The sequence below is a fragment of the Methanothermococcus sp. genome, from assembly GCF_015523155.1.
In the GTDB taxonomy this organism is placed as follows: Archaea; AGJL01; Methanococci; order Methanococcales; family Methanococcaceae; genus Methanofervidicoccus.
Map to the genome: position 1 here is coordinate 1 of NZ_WAKW01000022.1, position 18,040 is coordinate 18,040.

Annotated in this window: 18 protein-coding genes and 1 tRNA gene; 8 read left to right on the top strand and 11 right to left on the bottom strand. The window is 29.6% G+C overall.

The window, feature by feature from the left end; all coding sequences use genetic code 11:
• Window positions 1–56: 56 nt before the first annotated feature.
• The 6 genes from F7B34_RS02795 (at window position 57) to F7B34_RS02820 (ending at window position 4,525) form a co-directional block, all read left to right on the top strand.
• Complete coding sequence (locus tag F7B34_RS02795; protein WP_292460224.1) at window positions 57–941, top strand: radical SAM protein; 885 nt, start codon at window positions 57–59, stop codon at window positions 939–941.
• Window positions 942–1,008: 67 nt separating this feature from the next.
• On the top strand, window positions 1,009–2,289 hold the full coding sequence (locus F7B34_RS02800) for a TIGR00300 family protein (RefSeq protein ID WP_292460194.1): 1,281 nt from the start codon (window positions 1,009–1,011) through the stop codon (window positions 2,287–2,289).
• Between the two features lie 71 nt (window positions 2,290–2,360).
• The gene (locus tag F7B34_RS02805; RefSeq protein WP_292460196.1) at window positions 2,361–3,041 is read left to right on the top strand and encodes a DUF2100 domain-containing protein; all 681 of its coding nucleotides are present in this window, start codon (window positions 2,361–2,363) and stop codon (window positions 3,039–3,041) included.
• Window positions 3,042–3,099: 58 nt separating this feature from the next.
• Window positions 3,100–3,366 carry a PRC-barrel domain-containing protein gene (locus F7B34_RS02810; protein ID WP_292460198.1) on the top strand — a complete coding sequence of 89 codons (267 nt, stop codon included), beginning with the start codon at window positions 3,100–3,102 and terminating at the stop codon, window positions 3,364–3,366.
• 111 nt (window positions 3,367–3,477) lie between these two features.
• Window positions 3,478–4,278 carry an aspartate dehydrogenase gene (locus F7B34_RS02815; RefSeq protein WP_292460200.1) on the top strand — a complete coding sequence of 267 codons (801 nt, stop codon included), beginning with the start codon at window positions 3,478–3,480 and terminating at the stop codon, window positions 4,276–4,278.
• 173 nt (window positions 4,279–4,451) lie between these two features.
• Window positions 4,452–4,525 (top strand) — tRNA-Thr (locus F7B34_RS02820).
• Window positions 4,526–4,712: 187 nt separating this feature from the next.
• Here F7B34_RS02820 and F7B34_RS02825 read toward each other — a convergent pair.
• From F7B34_RS02825 to F7B34_RS02875, 11 genes are all read right to left on the bottom strand, one after another.
• Window positions 4,713–4,994 (bottom strand): signal recognition particle subunit SRP19/SEC65 family protein, encoded by a 282-nt coding sequence (locus F7B34_RS02825; RefSeq protein ID WP_292460202.1) that lies wholly within the window; start codon window positions 4,992–4,994, stop codon window positions 4,713–4,715.
• A 21-nt stretch (window positions 4,995–5,015) separates the two neighbouring features.
• The gene (gene corA, locus F7B34_RS02830) at window positions 5,016–5,969 is read right to left on the bottom strand and encodes a magnesium/cobalt transporter CorA (RefSeq protein ID WP_292460203.1); all 954 of its coding nucleotides are present in this window, start codon (window positions 5,967–5,969) and stop codon (window positions 5,016–5,018) included.
• A 54-nt stretch (window positions 5,970–6,023) separates the two neighbouring features.
• Complete coding sequence (locus F7B34_RS02835; RefSeq protein ID WP_292460205.1) at window positions 6,024–7,196, bottom strand: DUF373 family protein; 1,173 nt, start codon at window positions 7,194–7,196, stop codon at window positions 6,024–6,026.
• 17 nt (window positions 7,197–7,213) lie between these two features.
• Window positions 7,214–8,446, bottom strand: coding sequence for an oligosaccharide repeat unit polymerase (locus F7B34_RS02840; protein WP_292460206.1), 1,233 nt, complete (start codon window positions 8,444–8,446; stop codon window positions 7,214–7,216).
• 19 nt (window positions 8,447–8,465) lie between these two features.
• Window positions 8,466–9,590 (bottom strand): oligosaccharide repeat unit polymerase family protein, encoded by a 1,125-nt coding sequence (locus tag F7B34_RS02845; RefSeq protein WP_292460208.1) that lies wholly within the window; start codon window positions 9,588–9,590, stop codon window positions 8,466–8,468.
• A 14-nt stretch (window positions 9,591–9,604) separates the two neighbouring features.
• A complete protein-coding gene (locus F7B34_RS02850; RefSeq protein WP_292460210.1) occupies window positions 9,605–10,399 on the bottom strand; it encodes a TrmB family transcriptional regulator sugar-binding domain-containing protein in 795 nt (264 codons plus the stop codon).
• 84 nt (window positions 10,400–10,483) lie between these two features.
• Window positions 10,484–11,440, bottom strand: coding sequence for a transketolase family protein (locus F7B34_RS02855; protein ID WP_292460212.1), 957 nt, complete (start codon window positions 11,438–11,440; stop codon window positions 10,484–10,486).
• Window positions 11,441–11,459: 19 nt separating this feature from the next.
• Window positions 11,460–12,119, bottom strand: coding sequence for a ribulose-phosphate 3-epimerase (rpe, locus tag F7B34_RS02860; RefSeq protein WP_292460214.1), 660 nt, complete (start codon window positions 12,117–12,119; stop codon window positions 11,460–11,462).
• A gap of 215 nt (window positions 12,120–12,334) precedes the next feature.
• Window positions 12,335–13,159: a transketolase gene (locus F7B34_RS02865; protein WP_292460216.1), complete on the bottom strand. Its 825-nt coding sequence runs from the start codon at window positions 13,157–13,159 to the stop codon at window positions 12,335–12,337.
• 68 nt (window positions 13,160–13,227) lie between these two features.
• Window positions 13,228–14,319, bottom strand: coding sequence for a 60S ribosomal export protein NMD3 (locus tag F7B34_RS02870; protein ID WP_292460218.1), 1,092 nt, complete (start codon window positions 14,317–14,319; stop codon window positions 13,228–13,230).
• Window positions 14,320–14,425: 106 nt separating this feature from the next.
• Window positions 14,426–14,848 carry a translation initiation factor IF-2 subunit beta gene (locus F7B34_RS02875; RefSeq protein WP_292460220.1) on the bottom strand — a complete coding sequence of 141 codons (423 nt, stop codon included), beginning with the start codon at window positions 14,846–14,848 and terminating at the stop codon, window positions 14,426–14,428.
• A gap of 263 nt (window positions 14,849–15,111) precedes the next feature.
• Between F7B34_RS02875 and F7B34_RS02880 the strand changes: the two genes are divergently transcribed.
• Together F7B34_RS02880 and F7B34_RS02885 are read left to right on the top strand one after the other, a co-directional pair.
• The gene (locus tag F7B34_RS02880) at window positions 15,112–15,696 is read left to right on the top strand and encodes a 50S ribosomal protein L15e (protein WP_292460222.1); all 585 of its coding nucleotides are present in this window, start codon (window positions 15,112–15,114) and stop codon (window positions 15,694–15,696) included.
• Between the two features lie 162 nt (window positions 15,697–15,858).
• Window positions 15,859–17,835 carry a DNA topoisomerase VI subunit B gene (locus F7B34_RS02885; RefSeq protein WP_292460223.1) on the top strand — a complete coding sequence of 659 codons (1,977 nt, stop codon included), beginning with the start codon at window positions 15,859–15,861 and terminating at the stop codon, window positions 17,833–17,835.
• Window positions 17,836–18,040: the final 205 nt, after the last annotated feature.

An 18,040-nucleotide genomic window follows, 5' to 3' on the forward strand; every position in this document is an offset into this window, starting at 1 on the left:
ATTATAAAAAAAGAAACTGGACATATCTTAAAACATTTATTGGAGTAGGTGAGATATTGAAAATTATTTTAAGAAATGAAATTTGCGATAGATTGGAATCTATTGTGAAAAATTTAAGAGTATCAAAACACTGCATAGGATGTGAAGGACTTGATTTAAATAATAAAAATCCGCACCATCATCCATCAATAGAGATAACTCAAAAGTGCTCACATAAGTGCATATTTTGTTATTCAAAATTACTAAAAATAAAACCCGGAATTTATGGGATTGACCCCGATAATCCAGACACCAAAGGACATACAGCCATAACAATCAGTCAATACGGAGAGCCGCTTACTTATCCAGATAAAGTTAAAAAGGCAATAGAATTTACAAAATCACTAAATTTAAGGTGTGATTTACAGACAAATGGAGTCAATTTAAATGAGGAGTTAATAAAAGAATTTAAGGAAATGGGGCTCGACATTGTAATGATAAGTTTAAGTGCTTCAAAACCTGAAACTCATAAAATTCTTACAAATTCAGATACTTTCGAAAAGGTTTTAAATAACATAAAACTATCGTCAAAATATATACATACCATTGTGAGGAGCATATATATTCCAAATTTTAATGAAAATGAGCTCATCGAGCTGGCAGAAATACTAAACAATAACACAGATGTTAAAGAGATGATGATTCATCAATTAATCGTGCATGACAAAAATTTAAGGGATTTAAAAAATATTGGGGATATTAGCAGTGTCGGACGGATTAAAGACCTTCTTTTACTTGTGGATGAGATGAGAAAGAGAGCTCCAAATATTAATATTACAATAAAAGGATGCCTCTTAGTTAATTTAAAAGGTATGGATGGATTTATGTTAAACTCAATAACTTCCGATTGTTTTGCAGATGTTCCAGAGATTAAAAGAGAACATTACCCATTTATATTATAACATACCATATAGATTAAATTATAAAAAATTAATTATAAAATTTAAAATTATAATATTTGGTGATTTTATGTTTGTTAGGGAAATTGAATTAAAAGGGCATATTATTGATAATTTAATACTTCCAAAGGCTTTTGATACAATTTTAGAGCTCGATGGAGATTATAAAGTTTTAGAATTTAATATAGGAAAAAGAAAAACCGACCCATCCTATGCAAAATTATTGGTGATTGGTAAAAATCAAGAACATCTCGATAAAATACTTGAAGAATTACAAAATATAGGGGCAGAAATTCCAGAAATCGAAAATGTAGAGGTAAAACCAGCTGAACAGGATAAAGTTTTGCCTGATGGATTTTATTCAACAACGAACCATCCAACATATATAAAATACAACAATGAATGGATAGAGGTTGAAAAACCTAAAATGGATGCTGTAATAGTAGTTTATCCAGAGGAAAAAAGGGCAGAAACAAAGGTTATGAGAGACATTAAAAAGGGAGATTTGGTAGTTATAGGACATAAAGGCATCAGAGTTATACCACCCGAGAGACCAAGGGAAAAAGGAGAGTTATTTGAATTTATGAACTCAGAAGTATCTGCTGAAAAGCCTAAACAGGCAATTATAAGAAAGATAGCAAAAGAAATGTATCAAATAAGGGAAGAATATAAAAAAACAGGTGAAGGTGGAATAGCCATTGTAGGTGGTCCTGCAATAATACACACAGGCGGGGCTCCTGCTCTTGCAAAACTAATTAGAATGGGTTATGTTCAAGCACTTCTTGCAGGAAATGCTCTTGCAACCCATGATATAGAGAGTGTTTTATATGGAACATCCCTTGGTGTAAATATAAAAACTGGAAAACCTGTTCTTGGAGGTCATAAACACCATATATATGCTATAAATACCATTATGAAGGCAGGTGGTATCAAAAATGCCGTTAAACAGGGTATACTTAAAAGTGGAATTATGTATGAATGTGTGAAAAATAATGTTCCATATGTGCTTGCAGGCAGTATAAGGGACGATGGACCTCTTCCAGATGTTATTCCAAATACAATAGATGCCCAAAACAAAATGAGGGAAGCTATACTTGATAAAAAAATGGTAATTATGATGGCTACATTATTACATTCCATAGCTACTGGAAATCTAATGCCCTCATACATAAAAACCGTATGTGTGGATATTAATTCAGATGCTGTAACGAAATTAATGGATAGAGGAACCTCCCAGGCAATAGGGGTAGTCACTGATGTAGGGGTATTTATTACATTACTTGTAGAGGAGCTCGAAAGAATGGAGATAGAAAATAAAATGAAAAATAATAACAGCAATGATAATAATTAATAATCTATATATGATATATATTATAGTATATATCTATCACAATGGAGCATAAATAAATATTATGTGATACAATGAACAGACTAAACGATTCAAAAATACTTATAAAAAAGGCAGTAGCCACAATATCAAAGTTGGATGAGGAATCCTCAAAATTAAAAAATGCCAAACTCCCAAATATTACAGAATCTAAAAACATAACATATAAAGATGCAAAATCTGGAAATATCAATGTAGATGAATTTAAAAAGGCATTTTACGCACTCATTGAGGCAGATGATTACCTTTACAAAAAAGCACCGCTGCATAATTTGAATGATGATGAGGCAAAAATGTTTTGTAAATTAATAATTAAAACCCAAAAACATCTTAACAATGTGTTGAAAGAATTTGGATTTAAGTTTGAAGAGGGAGTCCAGCTGGACAAAAGTGCCCTATACATTGTAAGCAATAAAAAATTGTTAAAAAACTTAAAAAATAAAATACCAAACTTAAATATAATTTCCACAGAGGGTGTTTTAGAAGTTGAAGATATGAAATTTATAAATCCAAATATACCAGAAAAGGCTCTTAAAGGCATTGAAAAAAAATGTGATATAATTAAGGAACAGATAAATAAATTAATAAATAAGGTAAATCCTTCCAAGGTTTTTGTAATCGTGGATGAAAATAGCAAAGCAGATGAATTGATATATTTAAAGGCAAAGAAATTATATAGTGCTGAAAAAATAAGTATTGATGATATTATTTTATAATTAAATATTTATATATGATAATTGTAATAAAAATTATATAAGTATTGGAGGTCTTAAAATGGCTATTAAAATTAGCGAAATATTGGGTAAAAAGATATATACGACAAAAGGGCTTTATGTCGGAGAAACCTATGACACCATGATAGATGTTGAGAAGTCATCAGTAGGAGGTATTGTAATCTCCGATGCATCAAAGGGATGTTTAAGGGATAATATATCTGATCCATCCAAAAAGATAGTCCTTCCATATAAGATAGTAGAATCAATAGGCAATATTATTTTAATAAAACCCCCAGCAACAGATAGAAAATCACCACAATTATAAATATTATAATAATATATTAAAAAATTTTTAATTCTTTATTTTTTTATAAATGGAAATATTTATAATATTGAAGATTTAATTTTTTTTATTAAGAATTTGAAGTGATGCTAAATGTTAAAAATAGGTATGGTTGGATGTGGAACAATAGCCACATTGATAGTAAAAGCAGTAAAATCAGGCAAAATAAATCCAAAAATTGTTGCATTATATGACAAAAATAGACATAAATCAGAAGAGCTCGGAAAATTGACTAATGCAGAAGTATGCAATTCAGTAGATGAATTGGTAACTAAAGATTTGGATATAGTAATAGAATGTGCATCGGTCAAGGCAGTAGACGAAACTGTATCTAAGGCTTTACGTAATGGTAAAAATGTTATTGTAATGAGTGTTGGAGCATTTGCAGATAAAAATTTGTTTTTAAAATTATACAATCTCGCAAAAGAAAACAATAGAAAAATATATATTCCCTCAGGAGCAATAGCAGGTATTGACGCTATAAAAGCCTCATCCTTAGGAACAATTGAAGAGGTAATTCTTACAACAACAAAACCTGTTGAGGGGTTAAAAGATGCATTAAAAAATCTTGGAATGGATGCATGTACTATTTCAAAACCTACAACAGTTTTTGAAGGAGATGTATTTGAGGCTATTAAGGAATTTCCACAGAATATAAATGTATCTGTTGTTCTCTCCTTAGCATCGAAAATCCCCGCAAAAGTTAAAATAATAGCAGACCCTTCCGCAGTATCAAACAAACATGAAATTATGGTTAAAGGTTCTATAGGGATAATAAAAACCACAGTTGAGAATAAACCATGTAATGACAACCCTAAAACTTCGGCATTGGCAGCATATTCTGTAATAAGAGTTATAAAAGACCTTTCAGAGCCTGTAAGAATAGGAACTTAATAAATAAAATTAAAGTTATTTTTTATTAATTTTATTAATTTAATATAAAGTCATACTGATGAGAATATAAGTATTAATACATAATACTGTATAAACTTTCTAATTCAATTTTTCGACAACCCCTTTAAAATGAAAAACTTTATATATTAGATTGTATTTTATATAAGTTTGGTGCCTTGGTGGCTCAGCCTGGTAGAGCGTCTGCTTGGTAAGCAGAAGGTCGCGGGTTCAAACCCCGCCCAAGGCTTGTTATTTTAGGTTTCAATACCGAGCGATATATAAAATATATATGTAAAAGTGAATTACCACCCTCCGTCTTAAAATGGACTCTCCCATCGCAAATCTTTATTTGCGAGCTAAAATCCAAAGGATTTATAACAGAAGGGGACTTCTTGCGGAATAAGTTAAAAAAAGTTGTAAAATTTATTATATATCTATATATTTTTTTTATTCACCTTCTTGCAAATTTTCTTGATTAATTCTGTTTTTGAAACATCATCATTAACTTTTACCTTGATATATCCTACTGTTTCCCAAGGTTCTTTTGGATAGGATTTATTTTTTATAAGTTCAGCAGTATATCCCATTTTTATCAATATATTATATATATTTTTTAATTTTGGAGTTTTGATACCTAATTCTTTTGATACCTTCCTTCCCTCTTTTCTGCTTTTTCCAACATCGAGATAAACTGGCCAGATAATAATTTCTTTCATAATTTCACCAATTATATTTTATTATTTTATCCATTTTTCTTTCATAAATACATACAATAAAATTACAATTATAACAGTTGAAATACCCATAATAATCCAAAATCCATAAGGGTTATTTAACAAAGGCATATATTTAAAATTCATACCATATATTCCTGTTATCCAAACAGGAACTGCAAATAGTGTAGTAACCATGGTTAAAATCTTCATAATTTGGTTCATTCTTATGTTTTCAAGTGATAAATTCATATCCATCATTGAAACAAGCAATTCTCTATATGTAGTTTCCATATCTATCAACTGCAATGTATCATAGTATAAGTCTTCGATATGCTCCCTATCATCCTGAGTTGTAATTGGTAAATATTTTCGTTTTAAAATTGATAAAACATCTTTATTTGATACCAATGCCTTGTGGAAATATACCAATGTTTTTCTAAGTTGTAGTATTTCTCCAGTTATATTATTATTGTTCTGGTCTTGTAGAAGAATATTTTCCAATCTATCCAATTCATCTTCTAAGTTAAGAATAATCCTCGAATAACTTAAAGTAATTTGATTTAATAAAGTATATAAAAAAAATCCTATCCCCCTATCCAATAGAATTTTTGGTTTTTTTGTTTTTAAAAGATTGTATATTTTTCCTATGGATTTTATCTTATCACTGTGAATTGTTAAAATAATATTGTCTTTAATATAAATACCAAAAGATGTCGTTGTAATATCCTCCTCAAATAGTGGTGCTTTATAAATTATCAAATAATAATCATCCTCTTCTTCAATTCTAGGGACCTCTTGTTCATCAAGACCCAACTTTAACTCATCCATATCTATACCTATTCTTTTGGATATCTCAAAGAGCTCCTCATTAAATGGGTCATAACAATCTATCCATATCAAGGGATAATTATCCTTTAATTCATCCATAGTTATTTTTTTTAGGTCAGAACCATCATATCCTAAAATTTTTAACATAGTCTCAAACCAATTTTAAATTAATATTATTATTTTTTAATATTTTATTATAAATTATTTTTTTCTATTATGAAATAATATTGAAGATAGTATTATAAGTAAGGCAATATATACTATTACATGCACAATAATTATTGCAAATGAAATATTACCCTCTAAATATCTTGAAAATTCAAACAATATATCCCTTGATATGAATATAACAATTATTTTAAATAAAAATCCTTTCAATAAATCCAATATTTCTTTATTTGTATATATTACATCATCTATAAAATGAACTGTAACATATATCAAAAGAGCCAATGCCAATGGATTGGTAAAATTGTATATAAAATTCCCAACAGCCTGAATAAAACTTAAATGATATGATACATTGTAAGAATATAACAAACCTACAATAATAATTAATATAACAATTATATTACCTATAAGTGTGATTTTTCCAAATTCAAGACCTTTTTTGCCCTCTTTAAATGATTTTTTTAATGCACGGGTTAGTCCAGATCCTTCTGAAAGAATATATAATCCAACCATACCTACAATTATCCTCCATCCCAAATCTGCAAATATGGCATAAATAACCATGGCAAAACCAATGGATGTAAATATAAATGGAACATATTGAGACATGGTCTTTTTGAGGAATTCTTGAATTAAATAATAGGTGGATTCTAAGGATTCATTCTGTTTTACAATAATTCTTTTTTTCCATATAAATACATCTTTATTTTCCAAATATTTCAATACCATTTCATCCTCTTTACCATCAGATACAAGATATATAAAATTAGGTTCATACAGATATATTAAAAAATCGAGCTGTTCTTTTATCCTTTTTGCACATTTTTCAGATTCGACATTTTTATGTCCAGATATTATGGCGAGCTCTACATCTCTTCCCTCTTTTTTCAATTCATCATAAAGTTTAATGCCCCCAAGTATTGAATTAACATCCGTATCCCCTGGGTCTGATAATCCCAGTTTTACAGATGTATTAATACAATCCACTCTTCCCAAAATTGGAGTATTAATATTTGCTTTTCTTCCTATATCATCATCCATATCAACAATAATAACAAGATATTTATCATCTTTTTTCTCATAAAAATTTTTGGATTTAGATATATTATTATCGGAAGAAATTTCTTTAAGTTCAAATTTTTTCAATTTAAACTCATCATTATTAACATTTTTAACATCTTTAAATTTTACATTGGATAACATAAATATCACAGAAATTATTATTTTTTTATTTTTAATGAATTCATATATAAGAACACCAACATTACAATTAAAAATCCATAGTTAATACCAATTTCACACATCGATAAAAGGATAGATGCATATATTGCATATAATTTTTTATCTCCATTATATATTAATTTACTTGCCATACCAAATAATAATGCAAATAACACCCCAAATATCCCAAAATCTAAATAAACTGGTCCAAACATTGTTGAGGTAATGTTGTGTGAATAGTTAAATAAAATCTCTCCAATGAACTTTTCACCTGTTGGATTAAATATTATATTACCAAGCATTAAATTGGAGTAATTTATTATTTTTTCTAGCACGAGCATGTCAAAATAAGCTCTATAGGATAACATTCCTAAAATACCGATTTTCCAGTTTTGACCTGATGATAACAATATGACCTTTGACATAACTGTTAAAACTATAAACAATCCAATAATTGATGATATTAACCATTTTGTGGGAATTTTTTTAGATTTATATTGGAATATTAAGAATGAAACACATAAAATTAAAATTCCTGCTTTATATCCCAATAGTGCAATAAGGATAAAGGAAATTATAAAATAAAATATGTTATTAATTCCACCATAAACCAGAGCTCCTGTGGAAATTAACCGCAATGGGTCGGCGGAAATTTCCATTCTTACATCATAATTAAATAAGGGAATTGCATTGTAGGTTATTACTATCAGTATAAATGAAATAACCCCTATCCCAAATATGAACTCGTCAATATATTTGGATAAAAATTTAAATACTGTAGATAGAATATTTATAAAAAAATTGCCATTATTATTACTATAATTATTACTACCATTATTTGATAGATTGGTGCATTTAGCAAATAGGTTTAAAATACCAATTACCAATAAAGGATATAGAATAGATAGTAAAAAAGAATTTGTAATGGTATATATCCCATAATATATGATAACAAACAGCAGTATTGAATAAGCATAAGGATTGTTTATATATTTATTTATTATATTTATATTTTTATTCTTATTTACATAATTATCCACCAGAAAAGGCAGTGAATAAAATAAAATATATAAAAAAATTACTGAGAATATTTTCAATAATGAATAGGGATTAAATTTATAAAAATAAGGCATAGCTAAGAAAAAAATTGCCAAATGTCCAGCTAACACTATTATTACTGGATGGTCTAATTTATATTTATATATATATTTATTTAAAACATTTGAATTCATTTAAACCCCGTTATTCCTTTTAATTTTTTAATTTATTTGAAATTTTTAATACTATAACATATATGCATAATATAAATCCAAACATATAAAATAAAATTACATCAAAATCTAAAATACCTGTTTCGATACCAACCAACAAATATGATATTAAAATGGCATAAACTCCCAAATAAATACCTTTTAAACTTTCAGAGATTTTATAATACAAACCTAAAAATATACCTAAAATACCGAAGTATGGGATAATTCCAAGTGTTCCATAATCTCCAATTACTGCTCCAAAAATCGTTGGAGTTATTGTAACTCCATAAACACCTATGCTATTTGCCACAACAGTTCTTGGACCGGGGAATGTTCCAATATAGGAATAAATTGAACAGTAATGTATAAGTCCATTAAACATTCCGTTAAAATTCTTAACGATAATATCAAAAATACTCATAGTTAAATCTATTCTTGAAAATATTGGATTTCCGCCGCTTCCTAATACATAAAGTCTTAATATTGACATGGAAAGTAGTATTAAAAATATTCCAACTGCTGAATAAATTAACTCCTTTGTTTTTATTTTGTTGGAGTAATACATTACAAAAAGTATGGATAAAAACAATATCATAACATTTGTCCTATATCCTAAAAGCATTATCAATGCTGAAAAAACAGTGGAATATGCTATAACTTTTATTTTATTTAGTGATAAATTTGAAGCAACGACTATTGCCCAACCTAAAAGCAAAAGATGAGATAAGGCGGTAAATGGCACATTTAAAAATCTTCTTGAAGTGGGGTCAAAAAGCGGAATATCCCTTACCCATAAAATATCAAAAAATATAAATAATATGCCAATAAACATTAAAAACAGTCCAAATTTATAATGTTTTGAATAATTTGGCTTATATGGTTTTTTTAAATTGAATATACTGGCACAGTTGGAAATATCATCTAAATTTAAAATATAATATAGCCTCTCTCCTACGATATAGGACATATAAAAGAAAATTGCACTAAATAATGCCAAAAAGCCTGAATAATATGATATACTGGAAAATAAAATATAGAAAGAAGTAATTAGCACAAATAAATGATGTGCTTTGATTTTTTCATTTATATCAATATTCTTTAAATGGGTTTTTAGGAGCTCCATACTAATTCCTTATATTATTGTAATGCTATAATCATTGAATTGTTGTTATATGCAGTTATGTTTTTGGGTATTTTATCGGCTGTTTCATTTACAACCAAATACACTGTTATTTGTGAAGTGGTGATTTTATGGGGGTTTATTATATCATCCAAGGTATTTAGTGTTTCCAAATCTAATTTTCCATTTATAAACAAACCATTTTCAACGAAATAAATGGACAATCTATTATTTTTATTATTCAAATCTAAATATAGGTTATTTTTAATATTCTGCTGTTCTGATGGTGCAAAAGTTTTTGAATCTGCTGCAAGGGAACCTTCAATATATGTTTTAAGTATCGTTAAATTTAGATTTTTATACTTATATTCTGTGCTTTCTATTTTATTTTTGATTTCCTTAAATGAATTTCCATCAATTGGATTTAATTGGTATTCAATTATTGAATTACCCAAGGGCTTTAAAATTATCTTTTTAGCGGCAATATCTTCGACATATGCCATTTCTCCCCCAATCGTAATAGATTGATTTTTGTATATTGCATAAAGAGTTCCCCCACGAGCTCCGGTAATCAACACGGTGTCGTTAAACTCTTCCTTAGATGAAGTCCATTTTCCTTTCACATGGGCATACAGCGGGAAATTTTTGTTCATTATCTTTTCAGAAACCCATGCGCATTTGTACATTTGGTCTCCATCAAATTCGTAGTTGCTGTTTTTATTATTGGAATTTATAAATTTATATGCCAGAGCTCCCGAAGTAATTAATATGGCGAGTATGACTAAAATTTCAAGAATCCCTATTTTTTTCATAGTATCACTAAAAAGATTAAAGGTAAATTATTGTGTAATATATTATTTATTATTTTTGTGTAGTATAATTTCTATATTTATTATTTATTCGGTTTTTCCATTATATTCTTCCATTATCCTTTTAGCCACACTTTCGCCATCCAGTTTGTAGTATTTTAAAAGTTCTTCCGCTTTTCCAGAAATTCCAAACTCATCGTCTATACCGATTTTTAAAAGTTTTTTATTTAATCCGTATGTTGCTATAACTTCTGATAGAGCTCCTCCCAATCCACCTATAATATTGTGGTCTTCAAGTGAAACTATAAAATCGTTGGAGTTTTTCACAGCCTCTTCATCAATTGGTTTTATGGTTGGCATAGATATTACTTCTGCATCTATTCCATTTTCTTTCAATATGACTGATGCCTTTATTGCCTCTGGAACTAACTCTCCAGTGGCAATGATTGTTAAATCCTTTCCTTCCTTTAAAATCCTTGCCTTCCCAAATTCAAATTTGGCATCTTCTTCGTCTTTAAATATTGTTTCTGTATTCCCTCTCGGCATCCTAACATAAACAGGACCGTAGTATTCAGCACACCATCTTATTACATGTTTTGTTTCATAGTAATCACTTGGGGCAATTATTTTCATATTTGGTATTGCTCTCATTATGGCAATATCTTCTGTCATCTGGTGTGTTGCTCCATCTTCCCCTACGGTTATACCACTGTGAGTCGCAACAATCTTTACGTTTAAATCTGCATAGGCAACAGAGTTTCTTATTTGTTCCCATGCTCTTCCGCTTGCAAACATGGCAAATGTTGATGCAAATACTATCTTTCCAGTTCTTGCAAGTCCTGCTGCCATGCCTACCATATTCTGTTCTGCAATACCTGTGTTAAAGAATCTATCTGGGTATTCTTTTGCAAACATTTTAGTTTTTGTTGAACCTGATAAATCTGCATCAAGAACTACTAAATTTGGATATTTTTTCCCCAATTCAACCAAGGTTTCTCCATAGGCATTTCTCATTGCTTTCTTTTCTCCAAGTTCATATCTCATAATCTCACCAAATAAAAATCTATTTTTTAAATTTCGCAGAAGCCCTTAAAGTTCTAACAGCCTCTTCAATATTTTCATTTTTATAAATTGCAGAAGATGCAATTAATACATCTGCACCAGCTTCAACGGCTTTTGGAGCAGTTTCTGAATTTATACCGCCATCAACAAAAATCTTCGTGCCATATCCTTCTTTAAGAATTATATTTTTTAAATTATCTATCTTCTTTAACATTGGCGTAATAAACTTTTGACCGGAAAAACCCGGTTCAACAGTCATTACAAGAACAGCATATAACTCTCCTAAAATATACTCAACAGTATCAATAGGTGTTGATGGATTTAAAGCTACTATCGGTTTAGAATCACTCTCTTTTATTAAATTTATAGTTCTAAATGGAAATCTGCATGTTTCAATATGAAATGTAATCATATCGGCGTCATCTGCAAGTATAGGTATAAATAAATCCGGATTTTCCACCATTAGATGAACATCTGTTGGTAAATTAGTTATGTTTTTTATATATTTTGAAATACCAATACCCATACTTAGATTTGGGACAAAATGTCCATCCATCATATCAATATGGATGAAATCTATGCCTGCTTTTTCTACTTTTTTTACTTCATCTTTTAGATATCCGTAATTTGCTGAGAGAATAGATGCTCCTATTTTTACCATATTTTCACGGTTTTTCTTTTTAAATTAAAAAACTCTTCGAGTTTTCGCTTGCGTAGCAAGCGAGCAACAAAATCATGAAGTGATTTTGTCTAATTTATTTCGTAAAATTCCCATAGGGAATTTTAGATATAGTGAAAAATATATAAAATCTTTGATTTTAGGTATATTTTCACGCTTTTTTTATTTCGTAATTATAGCCATAACTTTTTAATTATTTATGAAAGTTCTTTCAATGCTTTCTCCAACTCCTCTTTATTTGGGGCTTTACCATGAAATCCAACATTATTTTCCATAAATGATACTCCTTTACCTTTAACGGTATTTGCTATAATCATTTTAGGCTTGCCGTTTTTCATGGATTTTGCCTTTTCAACAGTCCCTATGATTTGTTCAAAATCATGACCATCTATTTCAAATACATCCCAACCAAATGCTTTGAATTTTTCCTTTAAATCCCCTAAACACATAACATCTTCTGTACATCCATCTATTTGAAGTCTGTTTCTATCTACAAATCCTATTAAATTATCCAACTTATAATGATATGCTGCCATTGCAGCTTCCCAAACCTGACCTTCCTGACATTCTCCATCTCCTAAAAGAACATAAATATTGTTATCCAATTTATCCAATCTGCAACCCAATGCCATTCCAACAGCTACTGAAAAGCCATGACCCAATGAACCAGTATTAGCTTCTATTCCTGAAATTTTTATTGAAGGATGTCCTTGCAATAGAGCTCCGGTTTTTCTTAATTTCCAGAGCTCATCTTTATCAAAATATCCGAGTTCCGCAAGAACTGCATATAATGCAGGACAGCTATGACCTTTACTTAAAACAAATCTATCCCTATCTTCTTTATTTGGATTTTTTGGATCGTGATTCATTAATTTATAATACAACGCCACAATAATGTCTGTCGCAGATAATGAACCGCCAGGATGTCCTGATTCAGCCAATCCTATCATTTTCACAACATTATATCTTATTTTTTTAGATATCTTCTTTAATTTATCTATATCGTTATATTCTATAGGCATGTTTTCACCATGGTGTTTTTATATACCTTTTTTAATTTATATATGCAATAAATTTAAAAATAATATAATTATTTTATAGTTTCTACGATATAGCTTATATTTTCATTCTTAAATATTTTTAATATATTTCCCTCTTTTATATCTTTGAATATATTGTTATATTCATATATTTCATAGTTTTGGTTATCCATGGCAATTATTGTATTTGGAGATACAGAAATTACCGTGGCAGTTGGGCATTCATCACCTTTTTTTAATAATTTTGTATTTTTCTCAGCATCATTCCACTGCAACGATATTTTTTCTCGTTTATCTGATAATTTTTCCAAATATAATTTATTTTCATTCATTGAAACTACTTCATGCGGTTCATTGTTATACTCTACAACATCTCCCACTTTATACTCTGGAATTCTAACAACAATGGTTATTCTGTATTGATTCTTTCCAGTGTCTTTTTCAACACCAACCAGTTTTGCAGTCTCATTTATTTTTCCACCATATTTAGATTTTATTACAGAGGCTATATTCCTTGCACCTCCCATGGAACCTATCTGGTAGTCCAGACCTTCTTTCTGAGGTATAAATTTAGATATAAACGCCATTCTATCTTTTTTTAATCGTTTATTGGTTTCATTTTTTACAAAGTCGTCGAGCTCTTTTTTTTCTTCTTCGGTTAAAAATCTATTCATTGCTCTGACCTGTAATGTGGCTTCATAGTAATTAGACATATATCTTGAACATCTTGGACACTGAACCATTATTAAATATACCACAATGTCTTTTTCTTCTGTTCTTTCTTCATCCTCTCCAGGAAGTTTTCCAGTGGCTATTATTTTCACAGGGATTTCTACCCTAGATTTTTTACCTCCTGGGAGCTGTCTTGGCTCCTGAGGTATTATTTCAATATTTATATTTTTGTGTGCAGTTTTTAAATTATCCTTTGTAGCATAATATGCTATTTCATCAAGTATTTCATATAAATCTCTCCCTTTTGGGTCTTGCCAAGTTCTTCTTTTGTAGGAGCCACACATATGGCATACTTCAACCTTTATTTCATCTGGAATATTGAATAATGGATGGAGTTGAGAATAACATATTTTACACAATCCATCCAGTAATTCACCTTCGTGACCGCACCTATAACAAAATCCCCTCATATTTTCACTTTATATTTTTTTATTATATTAATTTAAATTAAAAAATTAATTAAAAAATTTAAATTTTATTAAAAATTTTAAAAAATTAAAAAAATTAAAAAATTATTTAAATTAATTTAATAGGTTTCATAGCACCACATGCCATGCATTTAAGGAAGTGAATTCTACCTTCTTTAATGATTTTAGTATCTGGTTTTCCACATTCTGGACATAAAACATATTCTTCCACAAAGTTTTTAATCTTTGAGTTTATTATATAGTTTCCAAATTTACCTTGGAGTATTAATCTCTGACCTTCAACATCACCTGCTGTACCCAATTCCTTCATTACATACTTTGCAAAGAACTGAACATCTCTGTTTATTGCTTTTGCAATATCTCTAAAATTTTTGACCATTGTTCTATTCCCTTCAACAAAACTTTCTGCATGTGGAATTTCAAATCTTACATCTTTAAATACCTCTTCTGGAAGCTGACTAACGGCTCTCTTTAAAAGTGTATCATAATCATAATAATTTTCATTATCCATAATATTCTCACCAAAATAATGCTATAAATATAAATTTTAAAATTAATTATAGTTTATATAGTCATGGTTATATATAAACCTACCGTTAAATTAATATACTACCTACTACACAGCATAAAAGGCTAAACTATTATAGCAGTAACGGGTGATTAAACCCGTAGGGCATGTGGCTAAAAAGGCCGAACCCATAAACAGCGATAGTCAGCGATTCGTGTAAATATAAAAACTAAAAAGCTAAGAATAAAAGCGAAGAAGGAGATAATATGAGTATGTATAAATATGTTAGAGATGCTTGGAAAACCCCAAAGGAAACATATGTAAAAGAATTATTATGGTCAAGAATGCAGGAATGGAGAAATGAACCTGCTGTTGTAAGAATTGAAAAACCAACAAGAATAGACAGGGCAAGAAACTTAGGATACAAGGCAAAACAAGGAATCATCGTAGTTAGAGTTAAAGTAAGAAGAGGAGGTTTAAGAAAACCTAGACCAAAACACTCCAAGAAACCTGCTACAATGGGTATCAAAAAAATTACAATGGCTAAATCAATTCAGAGAATAGCTGAAGAAAGAGCTTCAAAAAGATATCCAAACATGGAAGTTTTAAACTCCTACTGGGTAGGGGAAGACGGAAAAAGAAAATGGTATGAAGTTATATTGGTTGACCCAAACCACCCCTCAATTAAAAACGACCCAAAATATAACTGGTTATGCTCAGGAACACATAAAGGTAGAGCATTTAGAGGCTTAACATCAGCAGGTAAGAAGGGAAGAGGATTGAGAAACAAAGGTAAAGGTGCTGAAAAAGTAAGACCAAGTATAAGAGCTCATGAAAAATTAGGAAAATAATATAATTTTTTATTTTTTTACTTTTATTTTTATAATTATAAATTCTATTTTTATAGTATGATTTAAATATCCCTTATATGCAAAAAGTTTATTATTATCTTCAAATGTTATAATTATTATATTTTAATGTATTATTACTTTATTTTATATAACGGTGAAAAAATGGCTGAAAGTGATGTCATATTTGATGAATTTAAAGAACATTCAATTTCTGAATTTTTTAGAAAAAATAGGCACATGCTTGGATATAGCGGTAAATTAAGAAGCATGACTACAATAATTCACGAGCTCGTAACAAACTCATTGGATGCCTGTGAAGAGGCAGAGATTTTACCAGATATTAACATAGAAATTAAAAAACTTGGGGCAGACCATTACAAAGTTGTTGTTGAAGACAACGGTCCAGGAATTCCCCCTGAATTTGTTCCAAAGGTTTTTGGTAAGATGCTTGCAGGTTCAAAAATGCATAGACTTGTTCAATCCAGAGGTCAGCAAGGTATTGGTGCCGCAGGAGTTCTTTTATTTGCACAAATAACAACAGGAAAACCTTTGAAAATTACCACATCAACAGGAGATGGGAAAATCCATATAATGGAAATAAAGATGAGTATTGAAAAAAACGAAGGAGATGTTGTTTCTCATGAAATAAGTGAAGGATTTTGGAGAGGAACAAAAGTTGAAGGGGAATTTAAAGATATAACATATAACAGGAGAGAACAGGGACCATTTGAATATTTAAGAAGAATAAGCTTATCTACACCCCATGCTAAAATAACCCTTATCGACCCAGAGGAAACTGTGGTTTTTGATAGGACAGTTGAAGACATTCCTGAAAGGCCTGAGGAAATGAAACCCCACCCCTATGGTTTAACCCCAGATGAGCTCCTATATATATCGAGAAGAACTGAATCTATAAAGATTTCAAGCATGCTCACAAGTGAGTTATCAAGGATGACTTCAAAAAGAATTAAGGAGCTCCAAGAATATATTTTAAGGGATAAACTACTTGAAAATTACAGGGACAGCACATTTTGGGATATTGTAGTAGATTGTTATTTAAATATAAAAATTAACGATTATATTGAAAAATTCTCCAAGTATGTGGATAAAAGAGAAATTTTAGATGTAAAATCCATAATAAACACACTTCCAGATAGTTTATCCGAATTAAAAATGTATTATTTGAAATATTTAATAATGGATTATTTACTTGACAAATTAGATGAAGAAACGCTGAAAGAGATTAAAAAACATTTCAAAAAGAAACCTGAAAATTTCATTGAATTTGCAGAGAAAAATTATTTAAATGCTTCGTTAATGGAGGGATTTAGGAAAAAACTTAGAAATATAACAAAAAATCCAAAAGAATTTGTAGATTCATTGGTAAATATGGGAATGGTATCGAATGAAGAGCTCGAAAGATTCAAAAATGAAATAAAAAACCTTTTAAAAAAGAACCCAAAAAACATGGATTGGAATGATGCAGAGTTAATTGTTAGAGTAATTCAAGACATGGACTTCATGGCACCATCCACAGCTGGTTTAAGGCCTATTGGCGAGGAAAATATACAGGAGTCCTTAAAAACTCTTAATCCTGAGTTTGTAAAAACAATTACAAGGAGGCCAAAAACCTACAAGGGAGGAATTCCATTTGCAGTTGAGGTAGGGCTGGCATACGGTGGAAATGCTGGAAGAATATCTGATAGCACAAGAAAAATGGAGATAATGAGATTTGCAAACCATGTGCCATTGCTGTTTGATGCTTCTGGATGCGGTATAACAAATGCCGTTAAAAGCGTAAATTGGAGAAGATACGGACTTAGGAGCGAAGAAGATGTTCCATTAACTGTGTTTGTAAATTTAATATCTACCCATATACCATATACATCAGCTGGAAAGCAGGCAGTGGCATGCAGTAGCGAGGAAAATGAAGAGATATTTAATGAAATAAGACAGGCATTGATGATATGTGCAAGAGGGCTTGAAAAATACATATCGAGAATAAGAAAAGAAAAGGAAGAGGAGCAGAAAAAGAAATATGTTTTGAAATATGCCGTTATATTCGCAGAAGGGCTTGCTAATATAACAAATAAGCCTAAGGAAATGATTGAAGAAAAGATTATTGAATTATTAAGATAATTATACTTTATTTTTATCTTTTTAGAATAATAATTTTTAATTTTATTTTTAATTTATAATTTTTATTTTTTTAGTGGGATTATGAAACAGAATAAAAAATTAGGACAGTGTTTTTATAAGCAACCTTTAAAAAAGGTTGCTATCCAAAGTCCAAAACTCGCTATCGCTCGTTTTGGAACCTAGATGTGGGATTATGAAACAGAAT